We start from the raw sequence: 20364 nt of genomic DNA on the forward strand, positions 1-20364 counted from the left end.
TGTCATCCTTTACAGGAGAGCGCTTTCCTTGCGTCCGGACAGGTGGAAGGCACCGTAGACCGCGATCACGGTCATGGTCAGCAGAATGGTGGAGAGCGCCGAAGCCGTGCCGTATTCACCATCCATGACCGACATATAGATGCGGACCGGCATCGTGATCGTGCGGCCCACATAGAGCACGAGCGAGGACGAAAGCTCGTTCATCGCCGTCACGAAGCTCATGAGCGCGCCGGCGAGAATGCCCGGCAGGATGAGAGGGACCGTGACCTTCATGAAAGCCTTGCCCGGCGAATAGCCGAGGCTGATCGCGGCATCCTCCAGATTCGGCCCCACCTGCTTCAACGCGGCCGCTACCGAGCGCGCCGAATAGGGCAGACGGCGTACATAGACCGCGAGGATGATGACGAGACCCGTGCCGGTGAGCGCAAGCGGGGGATTGTTGAAGCGAGTGATGAAGGCGATGCCCATCACGATGCCGGGCACGATGTAGGGCACCATCAGCAGCGCATCGAGCGCCCCCGTGGCGACGCTCGGCCGCCGCGAGATCAGGTAACCGATGAGCGTGCCGCTGATCACGATGGCGACGACGGCCACCGAGGAGAACATCAGCGTGTTCCAGATCGGATCCGACACGGTCGCGATGACCTTCTCGTAGCTCTGCAGGCTCAGGCCAGGCTGGAACACCGGGCCGCTGGTGCGCCGGAAGGAGAACAGCACCACGATGATCGCGGGCAGCGCACCCATCAGCACGATGGCGTAGGCGAGAACGTGGAGGCCGACCGATTTCAGACCGCTTGCGCGTTGGCGCTCGGGCTTCTTGATCAGGTTGCTGTAATAGACGTTCTTGCGCAGTACCCAGCGCTGCCCGAACACGACCATCATCGACAGAACGATGAGCGCGATGCTGAGCGCCGAGGCCATGCCCGGATTGCCGCCGACCTCGCCCGAGAACAGGTTGAAGGCTTCCGTCGCCAGCACGTTGAAGTCACGCCCGATGATGCGCGGCGTGCCGAAATCGGCAATCGACAGAACGAAGGTCAGAAGCGCGCTTGCCGAGATCGCGGGCAGGATGAGCGGGAAGGTGATCGTGAACAGGCGCTTCCATGGCGGCACGCCCAGGCTTTCCGCCGCTTCTTCCACCGAGCGGTTGATGGCGGCAAGCGCGCCGGAAGTGATCAGGAACACGTGCGGAAAGAATTTCAGGCTGAACACCAAGATGACGCCCGCGACCCCATAGATCGGCGGGATCGAGATCCCGATGGAGGCAAGCCCTTTACGGACGACGCCGCTCGCGCCGAACAGCACGATCCAGGCATAGGCACCGATGAAGGGCGGCGAGACAAGGGCGACGACGGCGAGCGTCTGGATGAGCGCGCGGCCGTAGATGCGGAACCGCGTGGTCACGAAGGCCAGCGTCACGCCGAGGACGAGGGCCCCGGCCATGCCGCCGAACCCGGCGATGAAGGTGTTGCCGATGGCCCGTTGATAGGCCTTGATGGTGAAGATCTCGACATAATGGATCAGGGAGAAGGCGCCGGTCTCATTGTCGAGCAGACTGGCGCGCAGAATCGAGGAAAGCGGCCAGACCAGCAGGACGAGGAGAACGGCCCAGGCCGCGATGAGGACGAAGGTCCACAGATCGAAACGGATGCGCCTGGTCATCACGCTTGCCCCGTCTTCACCACGTCGCCGTTCTGATCGAACAGGGCGATCTTCGCAAGCGGCAGGCGCACATCGACGGGACGGCCTTCCATTGCGATGAAATCGGCGCTCGGATCGGCGACCTGGGCGATAATCTCACCGGCCTCCGTCTTGAGCGTGTAATGGGCCTCACGCCCCAGGAACGTCACCTTGCGGACCTCGCCGCGCAGGGAAATCGCCTCGCCCGCGATGGGCTCGCCGGTGAGAACGACATTCTCCGGCCGGATGGCCACCTCGAGGGCGCCGCTCTTCGCCCCACCAGAGAAAGGAACCGATTGGCTGCCCACCGTGAGCCGTCCGCCTTCGATATGGGCGGGCAGAAAATTCATGGTGCCGACGAAGCTCGCGGCGAACCGGCGGGCCGGCTGGCGGTAGATCTCGAACGGGGTGCCGATCTGCTCCGCACGACCTTTATGCATCACACAGATGCGGTCGGAGACGGCGAGCGCCTCCTCCTGGTCATGGGTGACATAGATGGTGGTGATGCCGAGCCGCCGCTGGATATCGCGGATATCCTCCCGCAACTCGATGCGCAGCTTGGCGTCCAGGTTGGACAGGGGCTCGTCCATGAGAAGCAGGGTCGGGCGGATCGCCATGGCGCGGGCAAGGCCGATGCGCTGCTGCTGGCCGCCGGACATTTCCGCGGGCAGCCGGGACTGATAGCCGTCGAGACGCACCATCTTCAGGCTCTCGGCCACCCGGGCCTCGATCTCGGCCTTGGGCAGGGAGCGGGCCTTGAGCCCGAAAGCCACGTTCTCGGCAACCGTCAGATGGGGGAAAACGGCGTAATCCTGGAACACCATGCCGATGTCGCGCTTATGGGCGGGCTTGTCGTCGATCCGCTCTCCCTTGACGATGATTTCGCCGCGATCCTGATGCTGGAACCCGGCGATGGTCCTCAAAAGCGTGGTTTTTCCACATCCGCTGGGGCCGAGAAGGGTGAAGAATTCGCCCGAGGCAATATCGAGATCGATGCTCTCGAGGACGCGGATGTCCTTATAACTCTTGGCCAATCCCTGGATTTTCAAATCCGCCACGCCCCACTCCTGTTTTCGTATAACTACGTCTTGTGTTCCGTTGACTTTACAAAACTTATGGCTTTCAGCAACATGCCGTAGCTTTGCTACCTAATCCGGGGAGGAATGGAATGCTGAAAGTTGGTTTGACTGCCGGTGTCCTGCTGGCGTCGCTGAGCGTCGCCGCCATGGCGCAGGACAAGTCCGTCGTCGTCTATACGGCGCATAAGGCTTCGATCGTCGATGCGCTAGTTCCCAAATTCGAGAAAGCGACCGGAATCAAGGTCGATGTGGTGAAGGCCGGCTCCGGCGACATCATCAAGCGTGTGAAGGCCGAATCATCCGCGCCCAAGGCCGACGTGATCTGGAGCATCGGCGGCGAGCAGCTGGAGGACAACAAGGACCTCCTTCAGACCTATACTCCGAAGGATGATGCCGCCATCCTGCAGACCTACAAGGTCAGCCCGGAATGGATTCCCTATACCGGCATCCTGCTGGTCATGGCGGTGAACAACAAGGAATTGAAGCCCGCCGACTACCCCAAGACCTGGGCCGAGCTCGGTGACGCGAAATGGAAGGGCAAGGTGTCCTCCGCCCGCGCTGACACTTCCGGCTCCTCGTTCCAGCAACTCGCGACCGTTCTCATCGCCCATGGCGACAAGGGCTGGGACGTCTACAACAAGACCCTCGCCAACATGAACCTGTCCGACTCGTCCGGCGCCGTTCCGCGCTACGTCAACGACGGCGAGGCGCTTGTCGGCCTGACGCTCGAGGACAATGCCCTCGACTACGTGAAGGGCGGCGGCAACGTGGCGATCGTCTATCCGGAGGACGGCTCCTCGACCGTTGCGGACGGCGTAGCGCTGGTGAAGGGCGCTCCGCATGCGGATAACGGCAAGGTCTTCATCGACTGGCTGCTGTCGAAGCCCGTCCAGGAAGAGCTCGTCTCCGAGATCGGTCGCCGCTCCGTGCGCAAGGACGTGACCGGCGCCGGCCTGAAGCCGATCAGCGAGGTCAAGCTCGTCGACTACGACATCAAGAAGGTGGCCCAGAACCGCAACGAGTGGATCGCCAAGTGGAAGGCGGCTCTGCAGAACCGCTAATCCTATAAAAGCGTAAAGACGACATCATGCTGATCGAGGCATTCTCCGAGGCCAAGGACCCGTCCGCGCCTCACACCAACGAGGACCGTCTCGTGATTCTGCCGGGCCGCGCCTACGCGGTTATCGACGGAGTCACGGACCGGCTCGGAACCCGGTACGGCGGAGTCCTGTCCGGTCAGTATGCGGCCATGATCGTCAAGGGCGCGCTCGAGCATATGCTGAGCGCGCCCGATGCGCTCACCGACGGCCTAGCCATCGTCCGGGCGCTCACCTTGGAGATCGAACGCGCCTACAAGGCGCACGGTATGTTCGAGAAGGCGCAGACCGACTGGAACGTGCGTCTCGGGGCAGCCCTCGCCCTGGTGCTGGTCCAGGACAAAACCCTCGACGTGATCCTGGCCGGCGACAGCGGCGTGCGCATCAACGGCAGAGAAATTCTTCGCATGGAGAAAGATCTCGACCTCATCACCTCGGCTTTGCGCCGGGAGGCCTGGCCCGTGATCGGCGAGCGAACCAAGGACCCTGCCCTGCAGGAACAACTGTCGCGCCGCATCACATGGCATGGCACGGGACAGGCGGTGGACGCCTTCAACGGCGCCCTGACAGCGGACGACATGGCCCGGATCGAGCGTCTTGCCATCGACACGAACATCGCGGCCTTGCCACATGTGCCGCGCGATCTTATCACGCATCTCGTCACCGGCGGCATCGTCAATGCCCAGGGCGGCTATCAGAACGATCCCTCCACCATCCTCGGCTATCCCTGCCTCGATGGGTTCCCGGTGCCGGAGAACATGATCTGCATCGAGCGGCTTCCCCGCGGCAGCGTCGAGACCATCGAAATTTTCTCCGACGGCTATTTCAAACCCGGCGACGGGTTCGGCGCCGCGGCCTGGGAAAAGGCGTTCGCGGAGGCGGAACGGGAGGATCCGGCCAAAGTTTTTCTATACCCTTCCCCGAAGGGATCGACCGCCTCGGCCTGGGCCGATGACAGGACCTATCTCGGCATCAGGTTCTAGGGAGCCGCGGGATATCGGGATGAACCGCCCCACTACCCTGATCGAAACCATCGAGCAGATCGCGCCGAACCTGAAGAAGGCCGAGCGCCGCGTGGCCGACATGGTCCTTCAGGATATCGAGGGCACGACCCGCAGCAGCATTAAATCCTTTGCGGCCCATGCGGAGGTGAGCGAGCCCACCGTGATGCGTTTCGCGCGCCGGGTCGGCTGCGACGGCTTCAGCGATTTCAAGATGCGCCTCGCGCAGGATTTCGCGGTGGGGCGGATGTATATCGAGGCCGAGCGCAAGGTGCAGGCGGGGGATGCCGGCACCACCGCGCAGCATGTCTATCAATCGGGCATCGATGCTCTCGCGACGGCCTTTGCCGGTCTGGAAGAGGACGCATTGACGAGGGCGGCGGACGCCATCGCCAAGGCCGGCAAAACAACCTGCCTCGGTGTCGGCGGCAGTTCGGCCATCATGGCGCAGGAGATGGAGAACCGCCTGTTCCGTTTCGGCCTTTCCGTGACCGCCTCGGCAGACCCTTACAAGCAGCGCATGCTGGCCGCCATTGCCGACAAGGGCGATGCCTTCATCATTTTTTCAGTGACGGGTAAGCCGCGTTCGCTTGTAGATGCCGCGGGCATCGCCGCCGACCGGGGCGCCTGCGTCATCGCCGTCACGCAGCCGCAGAGCCCGCTTGCCGAGCGCGCGAGCCTACTGCTGCAACTCGCCGTTCCCGGCGACGAGGTGCATTTCAACTTTCCGAACCGCACCCGTTACGGCCAGCTTCTCGTCATCGATTGCCTCTCTGCGCTCGTGGGCGCCATGAAGCAGCCGGTCTCGGCGCGCAAGCTTCATCGTATCAGAACGACCCTGCTCGCCCTGCACGGCCACACGGAAGCGCAACCTATCGGCGATTGACGACATCGCCGGTCCGGCACGGCCCGGCCTCCTCGCTCATGCGGCGAGGGCGAAAAGGCCGAGCGCGTCGCGAATTTCATCAAGCGTCTCCTGCGTCGTTTCCCGTGCCTCCCTCGTTCCCCTTCGCAGGATTTCCAGCACGAAGGCGGGATCCTGCGATAGAGCGGCCCTGCGCTCGCGGATCGGAGCCAGCACGGCCTGCAGCACCTCGTCGAGCCTGCGCTTCACGGTCATGTCGCCTAAGCCGCCGCGCCGGTAGCGGGATTTGAGATCCTCGACCGTGGCGCGATCCTCGTCGAACGCATCCAGATAGGTGAAGACGACATTGCCCTCGACAGAGCCGGGATCGCTGACCCGCAGATGGTGAGGATCGGTATACATGCGATGCACTGCATCTCGGATTTCCTCCGACGAAGCGGAAAGGGGGATCGCATTCCCCTGCGACTTGCTCATCTTGGCCGTCCCGTCGACGCCGGGCAGACGGCCCATCGCGGGAATGAGGGCTTGCGCCTCGGGCAGGAGGCCTCTCCCGATCTGACGATTAATGCGGCGAACGATCTCGTTCGTCTGCTCGATGAGCGGCGCCTGGTCCTCGCCCACAGGCACGACCTGCGCCTTGAAGGCGGTGATATCGGCAGCCTGCGCGACCGGATAGCAGAGGAACCCGGCCGGGATATCCCTGCCGAATCCGCGCGCCTGGATCTCATCCTTGATCGTCGGATTCCGCTCGAGCCGGGCCACGGTGACGAAATTCAGATAGAGCATGCTGAGCTCGGCGAGGGCCGGCAGGCCGGATTGTACGCAGATCGTCGACAGGCCGGGGTCGATCCCGACCGCCAGATAATCGAGCGCAACCTCGATCACATTCCGACGCACCTTCTCCGGATCATGCGCATTGTCCGTCAGGGCCTGGGTATCGGCAAGAAGCAGGAACTGGCGGTGCGTGTGCTGAAGAGCGACGCGGTTCTTCAGCGATCCGACATAATGTCCGAGATGCAGGGGGCCGGTCGTCCGGTCTCCCGTGAGGATGATGGGACGCTTTTCGTCTGTCGCAGGCATAGGGCCTCTCCAAAGGGGAGCCGCCGTGATCGAAAGACTGCTTGGGAGGAAAAACCGCGCCTGCCGAACCACGGCGGCAACGGTCGTTTTCATGACATGACGACGTGCCGCTCCTTACAAGGAGCGCCACCAGAGGGCTTTGGTCGTTTTGGCAACGTCTGTCATGCCCCTGGAATGCCACAGGCGACCGGCTCATGACAAGCCCTTCGCGCCGGAAGGGGCTGGCCGCGGCGTTTCCAGTCAGGTTCTTAAAACTCCGCGCCGCAGAATTCGCGCGCCATGGTGGTTGAGCCCACGGACAATCCTCCATCGACCGGAAGGACCGCGCCCGTGATCATCCGTGCGTCGGGACCGATCAGGAAGGCGGCGACGCCGGCGATGTCCTCGGGCACGCAGATATCGCCCAAGGGATACCAGCGCTTCAGGCGCTCGAAGATCTCCGGGTTCTGTTCGACACGGGCTTTCCAGGCCTGGGTCTTCACGCTGCCCGGCGCGATGGCATTGGCGCGGATGCCATGGGGGCCGAGTTCCACGGCAAGAAACCGCGTCAGCTGGACAAGCCCCGCCTTCGCGGCGCTGTAGGCCGGGTAGCCGTAGATGCCCGAGCCATTGACCGACGAGATGTTGAGGATCGTGCCGCGGCGGCGCGCGACCATGCCGTCCTGCACCGCGCGCACGCAACGCCATGCACCGTTGAGGTTGAGTTCGATATCGGCAAGCCAATCGGCCTCCGACGTGGTGGCAAGCGTCGGGCTGACGACGCCGCCTGCGTTGTTGACGAGGATATCGACGGAGCCGAGGCGCATATCCACCTGCGCAACGGCTTCCGTAACCGAAGCCAGATCCGTCACATCGGCCATGACGATCATAAGATTTTCAGGCGTTCCGAGTGTCTCCATCGCCTTCCGCAGCGCGGCCTCATCGCGATCGAGCATCGCCACCCGATGGCCACCTTTGAGAAAGCGCGTGCAGAGCGCCCGCCCGATATCGCCCGCTCCGCCTGTCACGATGATGGTCTGGCTCATGCCGGTCGTCCCCGCTCGTCCCTGCCCTTCTATAGCGAAAATGTAGCTCGGTGAAAATCCGGCATGGCGGGAACAAATTTTATCGATGAATCGCGTTGTTAAACTACTTTTTTGATCCTAGTCTCATGGCCCTCATTCCTCCCGGTGCCTCATGGATTTAAACGAAAAAACCATCGTCCGCCTCGATTTCGAAGAGGTGATCGTTCCCGCCCATCCCGGCGTGATCAATTCGGAAAGCCTGAACAAGCCGCTCCATATGCTGCCCGTCGGCGGCAAGCAGGCCTGGTCGGTGCAATTCGACGCATTGCCGAAGCTGATCATGCGCATGACGCTCAAAGACGGCACCGTCGGCCTGTCGGAATTCTATCGCGACCACAACTGGGCGACCATCGAGGGCATTTCGAACCTGCTCCTCGGCCAGAGCATCGCCGACATGCCTCTGCAGGACCTGCCCATTGCCCTGTGCCGAGAATATGACGGATTCGAATGCGCGATCTGGGATGCCTATGCCAAGTCGCTCGGCGTACCGCTTCACCGCCTGCTCGGCGGCGCCGTGCGCCGGCATGTAAAGATCAGTGCATGGTCGAGCCACCGCACGGTGGAGGAGATCGGCCCCTGGGTGAGGCAATATCATGAGCAGGGCTTCGACTGTATCAAGTTCAAATGCGATCTTGAGGACGACGTCGTCGCCTGGTGCATAGAGATCAAGAAACATGCTCCCGGCATGAAGGTGATCTTCGATCCCAACCAGCGCTGGGAAAACTCGGGCAATGCCCGGCCGATCATCCGAGAACTGGAGAAGATCGGTAACGTTCTGCTCCTCGAGGACCCGATCCAGCGCTGGATGATCCAGGATTACGCGAATCTCCGCCAGTTCAGCGCGATCCCCATCGCGCTGCACGTGTCGCTGCCCTACGTTTTCCAGGGCCAGCGCCCCTATGAGGCGGTGAATGCCATTGCGCATGGCGCGGTCGACGGTTTCAACTTCAATGGCGGCCTCGCCAAGTTCAAGTCGCTCGCCGATCTCGCCACCATGGCCGGGCTTCCCTGCTGGCACGGCTCCGAGGTCGATCTCGGCATTCTCGAAGCGATGTATGTACATCAGTCTGCGGCTGCCGCGAGCTGCATCTGGCCAAGCGACATCTTCGGCCGCATGATCCGCTCGCACGACCTGCTCAAGACGCCGCTGACCATCGAGCCGCCGCATATCCGTGTGCCGGAGGGCCCGGGCCTCGGCATCGAGCTCGACGAAGAGGCGATCCGCCGCTTCAAGGTGTCCGAGCGCACGATCCGATAAAGGGGGCCTCCATGTCCGACATGAATCCGTTTCCACCCGCCGACGAGGCGCGCCATGCCATCTGGGAAATGCTCGTCCATCGCGACATCGACGCTTTCGTCGCCGGCGACTGGGACGCGCATTTCCGGGACTTCGCGCCCGATCTCTTCTTCGGCATCGACGCGCGGTTTTCCGACAACCCGGATAGCTGGCGCGTCACCTATGCGGACATCGCCCGCTATCGCGAGGCATGGCTCAGCGGGGCCAAGGAACTCAAGGGCCGCATTGCGGACGGAGAGCTTCGCCGATCCATCTTCGCGCTCACAACGTTGCGCGACATCGAGATCATGGGTGATTTCGCGCTGGCACGGAAAAAGTTCGATGGCGCGATCCGGCTGAACGACGGCGAGGCCGTCACCCTGCGCTGGCAGACCCAATATTTCTGCCGTCGCATCGAAGGACGCTGGCGCATCGCAGGCTTCCTCGGCTACCTGCCGAATCCCATGGGAAGCCGCAATGTCTCGGAGCCCGTCAAGCGTGCGCCTGCCGCGACGCAAGCCCCCGGCAACGGTCCCTATTCTCCCGTGATCGAGGTCGCGCCCGGCAAGATCGTCGTGGTTTCCGGTCAGGCCGCCGTAGGGCCGGATGGAAAGACCATCGGCTCCGATATCCGTACCCAGGCGCGGGTGACGATCGAGAACTGCGCCATGCAGCTGCGCAATGCAGGATGCAGCCTCGCCGATGTGTTCAAGGTCAACGTCTATATGACCGATCTGAACGACTGGCCCGCTTTCAATGAAATCTATGCCGAGATGATGCCCCCGCCCCTTCCGGTCAGAACGGCCGTCGAGACGAAGCTGCTACGGGACTTCGTGGTTGAGATCGAACTCTGGGCGGTGAAGCCATGAGGTGGGAGAAACTCACGACGCTCGAGATCGGGGCGCTCGACCGCTCCATTCCGGTCATCATGAACATCGCCGCCATCGAGCAGCATGGACCGCACCTACCTCTCGACACCGATGCGCGCATCGGCGGCCATTTCCTGGAGGAGCTCGACAAGCGGCTCGGCGACAAGGTGCTGATCCTGCCGCCGGTCGTGGTCTGCGCCTCCGAGCACCACATGGATTTCGTCGGCACGCTCACCGTCCAGCATCCGACCATGCTCGCCTATGTGACTGACATCCTCAATTCGGTCGCCGCCCACGGCTTCACCAATATTCTCCTGCTCAACAGCCACGGCGGCAACCAAGCCATCGGCCAGGTCATCCTGGAAAGCTTCGGCGCCCGTCATCGGAATTGCCGGATCGGCCTGCTCACGTGGTGGCGCATCGCCACCGATGCGCTGCTGAAGTTACAGGAGAGCAGCTTCGGCGGCGTCGGTCATGCCTGCGAATTCGAAACCTCGCTGATGCTGCACATCGACCCGTCGAGCGTGCGCAAGGATCTGGTCGCCGGGCGCACCCATGTGATGACCCATGACTGGGCCAATTCCGACCTTCTGCGCGGCGGCTGCGGCTCCCTGTTCCGCACCATGGCGGAATTGTCCGGCGGCACGGGCGTCGTCGGCGATCCGAGCTTCGCCTCGGCGGAAAAGGGCGCCGCGATCAGCCGGATCGTGGTCGACGCCTTGGCCGAGATCGTCGGCACGATGAAATAAGACAACGGCTCCCGGGACGATGGCGCTCCGGGAGCGAATCTTCGCTCACGCGAATCCGTCAGATGCCTCCGATGCGACTCCAGTCGCCGCACCCATGATTTCGAGTTTCGCCGTTGAGTTCTGACGTTTCTTTTTAGAGAATTACAAACATTCCTATAAATCCGAAACACCTTATTTTGCAATTACTTATGCACTATGATCGGATCCTGGCGAGGACGAGAAGGAAGTCTTTTCGGGCGAAGCTTACCCTTCGTTAACTATGTTCGCCCATGTCTGGTTAAGCATTCCGTTGATGGCGCCGCTGATCCGAGAAGAGGACATCATGCAAACCTCTCCCCGCTGCGCCCGCCTCAGCTGACCCGTCGACGCCAGATTCATCTCCAGGTTCATGACCCTTTCGCAGCCCCAGAATCGGACAAGCCTCGGCGCCCAGGAACGCTATGGACGGTCTCGTCCTGCCTGCAGACGCCTTCTTGGTGCAATCAGGATGTTCGCCGTCGCAGCATCCGTGGCTTTGGCCGGCTGCTCGACCCAATCGGGCTTGCGCTTCGCGACGCTCATGACGGAGGTTCCGGCCTCTAAGGCGATGATCCTGCCGCCACCCGGCGGGCCGGCCGTGGTCGCGGTTCTGCAGCGCGCCTATCAGAACGGCATTGCCCAGGAGATCGCCTTGTCGACGGCCTCGGTGACGACAGGCCAGAACGCCTTCTATGCCAGCATGGTCAACGACTTGGAGGTGTCATCCGAGATCGACGATGTCGCCAAAGTCAGGCGGATCACCCCCGAGCGGCTTCAGGGCGAGATGGAAGAACGGCTTCCCGGCATCGAGATGCAGACATCCCTTTATTACGTCCAGAACAAGTACGGCCCCTTCGGATTTGCCACAGGGCGCTCGGGGTCGGGGGATCTGTGTCTCTATGCCTGGCAGGAAATCGAGCCGAACAAGCCGGCCATTCTCACCCCAGGCGGCATCATCTCCATCCGGCTGCGCCTGTGCGACGCCGATGCGACCGAAGAGCAGCTGCTCCGCAGCATGTATGCCTTCACGATCTCGGCCTATTTCTCGTCCTTGGATTGGAACCCCTACGGCAGCCCGCCGCCCGTTCCGCTGCAGCTCGGCCAGATCGATGCCCCCCTTTACCCGATCGGAATCGGCGCATCGGGCGGGGCACCGGTCCCGCCGCCGAAGGGCCGGCCGGCCGTCATCAGCCAGCCATCGGCCAGAATCGTTACGAAAGATACCGTTCTCCCGCCTCAGGCGGAACCTCAGGCGCCGCTCAGTGGCTACCCCGTGGTGCCGCCTCCGCCCTGATCCGATGCATTATATCAGTCTCTAACCATAGAATAGAAATGGCTGAGATAGCGATAGACCGTTACGTAAGCTTAGATTATGCGTAGCACCTGCCATAAAGAAACATGAATAGAGATCGGGGACTGATGAAGAAGGGTCTTATTGTGGCCTTCTGGGCCGTGGCGGCGACCTTGATCCTCGTATTGGTTGCCTTGCCTATCAGTCTCCAAGCGCATCTCATCGCAGGCCTTGTCGTCGTCGCCTGCATGATCGTCCTGAAATTCTTTCGGGCTCAGGGGATCTGGCGCCTCGTCGCACTCTCGCTCGGCACGGCGATCGTCCTGCGTTACGTTTTCTGGCGAACCACCAACACGCTTCCGCCCATCAACGAACTTGCCAACTACATCCCGGCGATCCTGCTCTACATCGCCGAGATGTACTGCGTCATGATGTTGTTCCTCAGCCTGTTCGTGGTCTCGAGTCCCCTGCCCTCGCGCCGGCCGCCCATGATCGATGAGGAAAACCTGCCGTCGGTCGATGTTTTCGTTCCCTCCTATAATGAAAGCGCCAGCCTGCTCGCCACGACCCTCGCTGCGGCGAAGGCCATGAACTACCCGGCGGACAAAATGACCGTCTGGCTTCTGGACGACGGCGGCACCGACCAGAAATGCGAATCCCTCGACAAGACCCAGGCGGCGGAGGCGCGCGAGCGGCGCGCCGAATTGCAGGCGCTCTGCGCCGCGCTCGGCGTCAATTATCTGACCCGCACGAAGAACCTGCATGCCAAGGCAGGCAATCTCAACAACGCTCTCGAACACTCGACGGGCGATCTGATCGCCGTGTTCGATGCGGATCACGCGCCCGCACGCAGCTTCCTCGAGGAAACGGTCGGCTATTTCAGCACCGAGAAAAACCTGTTTCTCGTCCAGACCCCGCATTTCTTCATCAATCCCGATCCGCTCGAGCGAAACCTGGGAACCTTCCAGACGATGCCATCTGAGAACGAGATGTTCTACGGCATCATCCAGCGCGGCCTCGACAAATGGAACGCGGCGTTCTTCTGCGGATCAGCCGCCGTGCTCCGGCGTGAGGCGCTGCAGGAGACAAACGGGTTCAGCGGCATCAGCATCACGGAGGATTGCGAGACCGCGCTCGAACTCCATTCCCGTGGCTGGAAGAGCATCTACGTGGACAAGCCGCTGATTGCGGGCCTGCAGCCGGACAGCTTCGCCAGCTTCATCGGCCAGCGCTCACGCTGGGCGCAGGGCATGATGCAGATCATGCGCTATCGCTTCCCGCCGTTCAAGCGCGGCCTCAAGCTGCCGCAACGCCTGTGCTACATGTCGAGCACGCTGTTCTGGTTTTTCCCGCTCACGCGGTTCTTCTTCCTGGTTTCCCCGCTCTGCTACCTGTTCTTTTCGCTGGAGATCTTCACCGCGTCGGGCGGCGAGTTCCTCGCCTATACCTCGACCTACATGATGGTGAACTTCATGATGCAGAACTATCTCTACGGCCGCTATCGCTGGCCGTGGATCTCTGATCTTTATGAATTCATCCAGACGGTCTATCTGCTGCCGGCCATCCTGTCCGTCATCGCCAATCCGAGCAAGCCGACCTTCAAGGTCACGGCCAAGAACGAATCCATGATCCAAAGCCGGGTCTCGGAGCTGGGCGCGCCCTTCTTCGTCATCTTCGGCATTCTCGTGCTCGGCGTGATCGCCACCGCCGTGCGGATCTGGGCGGAGCCCTACAAGGCCGACGTCACTCTCGTGACGGGCGCATGGAACCTGCTCAACCTCATCATCGCAGGCTGTGCCCTCGGAGTCGTGTCGGAACGCGGGACGCGCCGCCAGAGCCATCGGATACGCTCGCAGCGACCGAGCCGCTTCATCATGGGCGACAAGATCGTCGATGCCATGATTCAGGATGTCTCGGTCGGCGGCGCAAGCCTTCGCCTGTCCCAGTCCGGCCTGCCGGGCCTCAAGAAGGGCGCGCTCGGCACGCTCGAGTTCACCCCTTATTCCAAACTGCCCATCAACCAGCTGCCGATGGAGGTACGGAAGATGAGCATGGACGAGAAAGGCGTTCTCATCGGCTGCCGTTTCCTGACCGAAACACCCGAGCACCATCAATTGATCGCCGATCTGGTTTTCGCCAATGCCGATCAGTGGAGCGAGTTCCAGAAGCGGCGCCATCAGGATATCGGCATCCTGCGCGGCACCCTGTGGTTCCTCACCGTCGCGATCTACCAGACAGGGCGCGGCCTGGCCTATCTTTTCGGCCTTCAGAAGCTCGGTGCATCGCAATCGCCGGCTCCGGCCGTCAACACGGCCGCCGAGCCGGCATCGATAGCGAAGTAGGGGCTGGTCTTGCGCGCGTTTCTGATCCCTCTCCTCCTCGCGATCGAGGCTTTCGCCGCAGGGCCCGCCCTTGCACAGGCGGCCCCTTTCAACATGACGCCGGACAGGCCGGGCGCAGCGCCCGCAACACCGGCTGCACCGCCTTCGCAGCCCCAGCCCCCGGCGCAGCCGCCCGCTGCCGCTTCGCCTTTCGGCATGAAGGCTCAGCCTGCAATGCCGTCCGCCCCGACGACGGCGTACACGCCGTCCCAAACACAGTCCCCGCCCCCCACTTCTCCTTTCGAGATGGCGCCCCAGCCGGCCCGGCCCCCGGCACAGGCGGGGGGAAATCCGGCGCGGGCAACCCAGCCTTTCCCTCAAGCGGCAAACGCCGCAGCGCCGGTGCGCGGCGTCAACCGGCCAATCCTGCCCTTCGAGACCATCCGGTTCGAAGGTGAGGTCGATACGAGAAGCTGGGTGTTCTTTCTGACGCAGGATGAGGCCGCGAGCGGATCTAGCCTGTCGGTAGGATACCAGAATGCCGTCGTGGTCATGCCCGAGGCATCGAAACTGCGCGTGGTAATCAACGGAGAAACGGTCGCCGAGCTCCCCATCGTGTCCTCGCAGGGCATCAAGCGCGTCGTGGTTCCGGTCCGGCCCGGCCTTCTCAGAGGCGGGCAGAACATCATCCGCATGGAGGCGACACAGCGCCATCGCACCGATTGCACGGTGAAGGCGACTTACGAGCTTTGGACGGAACTCGACTCAGCGTCCACGAGTCTCATGTTCACGGAAGGCACCTCCCGCACCATCCGCAGCCTGGAGGATCTTGCCGCCGTCGGTCTCGATGCCCACGGCGTGACGACCATCCGTGTGGTCGCGCCGCGAATCTTCCGGCCGGAAATTCGCGATCGCCTGCTGCGCCTGGTTCAACTTGTCGCTTTGCGCGGCCGCTATGCCCATCCGGTGATCCAGGTAGTGGAAACCGATCCGGGCCCCTCTCCTGTCGGCACGATCAAGGTCGTCATGGGCATCGCCAGCGAATTGCGCGGCCTCATGGCTGCCGTGCCCGATGCCGCATCGACCCAGCCGCTGGCGCTGATGATGCAGGATCCCGGCTCCACGGCCCCGCTTCTGCTCGTCTCTGGCCCGAGCTGGAACGATCTCGACAGCGCCATCAACATCGTCGGCGCGTCGGTGCTCAATGCCAGTAGCGCCGAGCGGAGAACGGTCGACACCGCATCCTGGCTCTGGCCGGAGACCCCGACCCTCCGCAGCGCACGTGCGATCCGTTTCGCGGATTTCGGCATTCCCACGCAGGAATTTTCCGGACGGCGGTTCCGGGCCCGGTTCGCGATCAATCTCCCGTCGGATTTCTACGCCACCGATTACGGCGAGGCGACCCTTTATCTCGATGCCGCGCATACGCCTGCAGTGCAACCGGGCAGCCATGTGGACATCTACGTGAATGGCCGCATCAGCGCGACGATGACGATCACCTCGCGCGGCGATGTCTTCCGCCGTTATCCGATTCGGATCCCGATGCGGAATTTCAAATCGGGCATCAATCACGTCACATTTGAAACCATTATCCTTACCGCCTCCGACGAGCGTTGCGCGCCCGGCGAAACGCTCTCGGACGCGAACCGTTTCGTTCTGTTCGACACCACCTCCTTCTACATCCCGAATTTCGGACGTATCGGGCGCATGCCCGATCTCGCGACCCTGAGCTCGGGCGGTTTCCCCTATGGCGAAATCCCGGCAGCGGTCGTTCTGGCGCGTCAGGATGCTCTGAATTACTCGGCGGCCGGTACTCTTCTCGCACGCATGGCACGGGATGGCACCACACCGGTGCGGGCCTATTTCGTCAATGCCGCAAGCGCCGGAGACCATTCGGTGATCCATATCGGCGCCGTCGACCAGCTTCCTGCAGGTGTGCTCGGGCGAGTGAACGTCTCGGAAAATCTGCGGACGCTCTGGCAATCGACACCGGCCCCGAACTGGTCCCTCCCCACGGGGACCAAGCCCGATACTGCAAGCCAGGCACCGACGAAAACGATTACGGCCATCTCCACCAGCAAGGTTGCCGCGGATCAGGCCGATCAAGCTTCGACCGACGAGATTCGCCAGCGTTGGCTGGAAACCCTTCAGAAGCGCGGCTTCCTGCAGCGGACGATGGAATCCTTCACGACGTGGATGGAGGGAACCTTCAATCTGTCGGTTGCCAAACTCGCCCTCGAGGACCAAGGGGACAGGCCCTACGAACCGCTGCAGCGCACCTCTCTTCTCCTGGCACAGAGCCGCGCGGATGGAACGGGCACCCGCACGTTGGTGACTGCACGGACGGAAGAGGCCCTTGCCGCCGAAATGGCCCGGCTCACAAGCCCGATGCTGTGGCCACAAGTCTCCGGCCGGATCGTATCTCTCGATCCGACCGAGGACAAACTCGACATCCAGCCGATCGACAGTTTCACCTTCGTGCCGACCCAGCTCTTCTCGCTCTGGAACCTACGGCTCGTCGCGGCGAACTGGATGTCGGTCAATATTCTGCAATATGCCCTTTTGATCGTGGCGTGCTGCACGCTGCTAGGCGCGGCCACCTATCTCCTGCTGAACCGTCTGGGGCGCGACCGATGAGCAGAGACATGAATGCGGCGTCATGTTTCCTGTCCTTGTCCATGGCCGCGCTTTTCATTCTGCTCGGCGCGGTGCAACCCGCAAGGAGCGCAACCGTGGAGCCGCTGAACGTCGCAGGCTTCGTCTCATCCTCCGACTGGGAGGCCTACCGCTCCCGCTTCGTGGAAGATAGCGGCCGCATCATCGACAACGCGAACGGCAATATCAGTCACAGCGAAGGCCAGGGCTACGGCCTGCTGCTGGCCTTCGCCGCGGGTGACAGATTGACCTTCGAGAAGATCTGGAACTTCACGCTCACCGAATTCCTGATCCGCGACGACGGGCTCGCGGTCTGGAAGTGGGACCCCAGTGCCACGCCCCATGTGACCGACCGCAACAACGCCGCCGACGGCGATATCCTCATCGCCTACGCCCTCGCGAAGGCGGGCACGGCCTGGCAGGATCAGCGTTACACGCAGGCGGCACAGAAGCTGGCCCGAGCCATCGGCAAGACCACGATCAGCCGGAATCCCGGCTTCGTCCTCCTGCTCCCGGGCGTGAAGGGATTCAGCCAGGCCGATCGTCCGGATGGTCCCGTGGTCAATCTCTCCTACTGGGTCTTCGAAGCCCTTCCCGTGCTGGCGACGCTCGCGCCGGAATTCGACTGGAGCGGCGTCTGGCGTGACGGCGTGACGCTGCTGCGGCTGGCAACCGCCGGAAGAACGCATCTTCCCGCCGACTGGATCTCCATCCGCAACCGACAGCAGCCGCGCACGGCGGACGGCTTTCCCCCTGAGTTCGGTTACAACTCGTTAAGAATACCTCTTTACTTATTGAGGGCAGGGATGTCCGACATGGAGTGGCTGAAAACGCTCAAACAGCGTTGGATCACGGACAAGGAAGGCGTCGCCGTTATCAATGTCTTGACCGGTGAGGTGGAGGAGCACCTGACGGATCAAGGCTATGTTGCCCTGTCCGCCACGCTCGCCTGTGCGCTCGATGGAACGAAGGTTCCGGATGCGCTGAAGACGTTCGAGCCGAATCTCTATTACCCGGCAACCCTTTATCTGCTGTCCATGTCACTGATCGGTGAAAAATATCCGCAATGTCTCTAGCACGTGGCATCATGGCAATGGCGGTTGGCGGCTTGGCCTTTGCGGCTCTGGCCCAATCTGGCGTGGCTCCCCCTCGCCAGACGCCTGATGCTGCCCCTGCCACACCTGCGACTTCTCCGCGTCCGCAAGTGGACGAATCCGCGCTGCGGTACTTCGCATCGCAAGGCGACACGCGTCGCGTGGATGCGGAAATCGCGCGGCTGCGCGCCCTTTATCCCGATTGGACGCCCCCGTCCAACCTCTCCCAATTGGTCGGTGGCGGCGGGCAAGTCAACGATCCCGAAGTCGACCGGCTCTGGAATCTCTATACGGAGAGCCGCATCAGCGAGGCGAGAGCCGCCATCGCCGCGCGACAGGCCGCCGATCCGCAGTGGAAGCCACCGCCGGATCTCATCACCGCCCTCGACGTCGCCGACGCGCGGCGCCGGCTGGCGAACGCTTCCGATAACGGTCAGTGGCGCACGGTTCTTTCCATCGCGACCGAAACACCGTCTCTCCTGACCTGCGCCAATGTAGATTCCCTGTGGCGCGTCGCCGAGGCTTTCGCCAAGTCCAACCAGGCCAACAGGACACAGGACGTCTACACTTATGTCCTGAGCACCTGCACCAACCCTGCGGAGCGTCTCGGAACCCTGCAGAAAGCGCTTGCCCTGCTGCCCGAGCCGCAGGTGACGGACCTACTCAAGTTCGAGCGCACGGGCGGCAACCAATCGGACGATTTCAGTACGGTCCGCGACGAGTTGGCTCGCCGCCGGGTCGAGCGCGCTTCGACGGACGGCAAGCTCACAGCCTCCGCAGAGGATCTCGCGCTCGTCGAAAGGCTGGCCGAGAACGAGAGCGAGCCCGGCAACGCGCTTCTGCTCGGCTATTACAGCTATCACCACAAGAATACCGAGAAGGCTCTGGAGTGGTTCAAGACCGCGCTCGACCGCAACGGCGGCCCGAAGGCGGCCGAGGGATATGCCCTGTCCTTGAGAGACCTCAACCGCTTCGCGGATGCCGAAGCCTTCGCTTATGAATGGCGCGACAAGGCCCCGGAGAACATGAAGGTCTATCTCGACGTGGCGACGGCCCTCTTGAGCCAGGATCCGCCGCCCCGGCTCGAATCGAAGGTGATCGCGCGCGTCATTCCCCCGATCGCCAAGGAACGCTTCGTCAACGGCGCTCAGGCCCTCGGCTGGTATTCCTACAATACCGGGCAGTTCCGATCCGCACGGGAATGGTTCGACGAGGCCTTGAACTGGAAGGCAGACGACGAGCCCTCGGCTTATGGCGTCGCCCTTTCGAGCCAGCGCCTGAATGATCGCAGTCGCTTCAATGCCATCACCGCCCAATGGAGAGCCCGTTCGCAGCGCATCGCCGATCTCGCGGATGGAATCACCCGGGACCGCACGGTACCGGCCGGAAGCCAGCCTGTCGCTACACAGCCGATCGCGGCCCAACCTGCCCCGCAGCCGGCCGTGACCGTGCCGGCCGCACCCTCGACGAGTGAAAGCTCACGCCAGGTCGAAGAAGCGCGCATCGCCGCCTATGACCGCATGGTCGTACGGCAGGAAAGCAGTCTCCAATCCAAACGCGGCCCCGCCCGGTCGGGCGGCGGACGGCGCAATTGCACCGTGACGCGCGATCCGAGCACGCTCTCTGCGGATGCGGCCTTAGGCCTCGGCTGGTGCCTGATGGAACTCAACCGTCCCATGGAAGCGGTCGCTGCCTTCGATCAGGCCATCAGGCGAGGCAGCGCAAAGACCCGTGAGGAAGCAGCCTACGGCAAGTCGCTGGCCTATCTCCGCAAGGACCTGACCTCGGAGGCCGCCGTCGCCGCGGCCGAAGCCCCGCAGACAGCCACGCGCAGAGCCGAACTTGGCGCCACCATCCTCGCGCAGCGCGCCGTCGCCGCCTATCGGGACGGCCGCTGGGTGGAGGTCATCCTCGCCCTGGGAGAACGGGCGCGGATCGTGCCCGAGCAGAACGACCTGATGCTCCTGCGCGGCTGGTCCTACTTCAAGCTCGGACGCTACGAAGACGCGGAAAAGATCTTCCGCGCCGTTCACAGAACCGGCTATTCCAACGATGCGAATGTCGGGCTGAACGCCATCATGGAAGCGACCCGGCCGATCCGGCAATACTGAGCGCCCGCCTGCCGCCGACAGAACAGGTGTTGCAGGCCCCGGCCTTCCGCCCAATATACAGTTCGGCAGGGGCTCGAGCATGATCGGGTATCCCAACTGAAATCTCGACAAGAC

15 protein-coding genes are annotated in these 20364 nt (G+C 62.7%); 11 read left to right on the top strand and 4 right to left on the bottom strand.

The genetic code is table 11. From position 1 onward, the window contains the following. Window positions 1-9: 9 nt before the first annotated feature. Both AB4Y97_RS00415 and AB4Y97_RS00420 read right to left on the bottom strand, forming a co-directional pair. Window positions 10-1662 (bottom strand): ABC transporter permease, encoded by a 1653-nt coding sequence (locus tag AB4Y97_RS00415; RefSeq protein ID WP_441997013.1) that lies wholly within the window; start codon window positions 1660-1662, stop codon window positions 10-12. Beyond that, a complete protein-coding gene (locus AB4Y97_RS00420; RefSeq protein ID WP_441997014.1) occupies window positions 1662-2738 on the bottom strand; it encodes an ABC transporter ATP-binding protein in 1077 nt (358 codons plus the stop codon). The genes AB4Y97_RS00415 and AB4Y97_RS00420 overlap by 1 nt, the downstream gene beginning before the upstream one ends. A gap of 110 nt (window positions 2739-2848) precedes the next feature. On the opposite strand from AB4Y97_RS00420, the gene AB4Y97_RS00425 reads away from it, so the two are divergent. Genes AB4Y97_RS00425 through AB4Y97_RS00435 form a run of 3 tightly spaced genes read left to right on the top strand, consistent with a single transcriptional unit; the run spans window position 2849 to window position 5743 of the window. Next, entirely contained in the window at window positions 2849-3820 is a 972-nt protein-coding gene (locus tag AB4Y97_RS00425; protein WP_441997015.1) for an extracellular solute-binding protein, read from the top strand. 26 nt (window positions 3821-3846) lie between these two features. Next, complete coding sequence (locus AB4Y97_RS00430) at window positions 3847-4839, top strand: hypothetical protein (protein ID WP_441997016.1); 993 nt, start codon at window positions 3847-3849, stop codon at window positions 4837-4839. A gap of 19 nt (window positions 4840-4858) precedes the next feature. Further along, window positions 4859-5743, top strand: a complete 885-nt coding sequence (locus AB4Y97_RS00435) for a MurR/RpiR family transcriptional regulator (RefSeq protein ID WP_441997017.1) — start codon at window positions 4859-4861, stop codon at window positions 5741-5743. A 36-nt stretch (window positions 5744-5779) separates the two neighbouring features. Here AB4Y97_RS00435 and trpS read toward each other — a convergent pair whose 3' ends face one another. Both trpS and AB4Y97_RS00445 read right to left on the bottom strand, forming a co-directional pair. Then, window positions 5780-6802: a tryptophan--tRNA ligase gene (trpS, locus tag AB4Y97_RS00440; RefSeq protein ID WP_441997018.1), complete on the bottom strand. Its 1023-nt coding sequence runs from the start codon at window positions 6800-6802 to the stop codon at window positions 5780-5782. A gap of 248 nt (window positions 6803-7050) precedes the next feature. Continuing rightward, entirely contained in the window at window positions 7051-7827 is a 777-nt protein-coding gene (locus AB4Y97_RS00445) for an SDR family oxidoreductase (RefSeq protein ID WP_441997019.1), read from the bottom strand. A gap of 151 nt (window positions 7828-7978) precedes the next feature. On the opposite strand from AB4Y97_RS00445, the gene AB4Y97_RS00450 reads away from it, so the two are divergent. The 8 genes from AB4Y97_RS00450 to AB4Y97_RS00485 all read left to right on the top strand — a co-directional run bounded on the left by AB4Y97_RS00450 (window position 7979) and on the right by AB4Y97_RS00485 (window position 20250). Continuing rightward, entirely contained in the window at window positions 7979-9124 is a 1146-nt protein-coding gene (locus AB4Y97_RS00450) for a mandelate racemase/muconate lactonizing enzyme family protein (RefSeq protein ID WP_441997020.1), read from the top strand. A gap of 11 nt (window positions 9125-9135) precedes the next feature. Beyond that, window positions 9136-10011 carry a Rid family hydrolase gene (locus tag AB4Y97_RS00455; protein WP_441997021.1) on the top strand — a complete coding sequence of 292 codons (876 nt, stop codon included), beginning with the start codon at window positions 9136-9138 and terminating at the stop codon, window positions 10009-10011. Then, entirely contained in the window at window positions 10008-10760 is a 753-nt protein-coding gene (locus AB4Y97_RS00460; protein ID WP_441997022.1) for a creatininase family protein, read from the top strand. Before AB4Y97_RS00455 ends, AB4Y97_RS00460 begins: the two co-directional genes overlap by 4 nt. 487 nt (window positions 10761-11247) lie before the next feature. After that, on the top strand, window positions 11248-12072 hold the full coding sequence (gene bcsN, locus AB4Y97_RS00465) for a cellulose biosynthesis protein BcsN (protein WP_441997023.1): 825 nt from the start codon (window positions 11248-11250) through the stop codon (window positions 12070-12072). A 125-nt stretch (window positions 12073-12197) separates the two neighbouring features. After that, on the top strand, window positions 12198-14411 hold the full coding sequence (gene bcsA, locus AB4Y97_RS00470) for a UDP-forming cellulose synthase catalytic subunit (protein ID WP_441997024.1): 2214 nt from the start codon (window positions 12198-12200) through the stop codon (window positions 14409-14411). 9 nt (window positions 14412-14420) lie between these two features. Continuing rightward, the gene (locus AB4Y97_RS00475; RefSeq protein WP_441997025.1) at window positions 14421-17027 is read left to right on the top strand and encodes a cellulose biosynthesis cyclic di-GMP-binding regulatory protein BcsB; all 2607 of its coding nucleotides are present in this window, start codon (window positions 14421-14423) and stop codon (window positions 17025-17027) included. Further along, a complete protein-coding gene (locus tag AB4Y97_RS00480; protein WP_441997026.1) occupies window positions 17024-18121 on the top strand; it encodes a glycosyl hydrolase family 8 in 1098 nt (365 codons plus the stop codon). Before AB4Y97_RS00475 ends, AB4Y97_RS00480 begins: the two co-directional genes overlap by 4 nt. After that, entirely contained in the window at window positions 18112-20250 is a 2139-nt protein-coding gene (locus tag AB4Y97_RS00485) for a tetratricopeptide repeat protein (protein ID WP_441997027.1), read from the top strand. Before AB4Y97_RS00480 ends, AB4Y97_RS00485 begins: the two co-directional genes overlap by 10 nt. The last annotated feature ends 114 nt before the right edge of the window (window positions 20251-20364 follow it).

The organism is Microvirga sp. 2TAF3 (assembly GCF_052114965.1).
Taxonomy (GTDB): domain Bacteria; phylum Pseudomonadota; class Alphaproteobacteria; order Rhizobiales; family Beijerinckiaceae; genus Microvirga.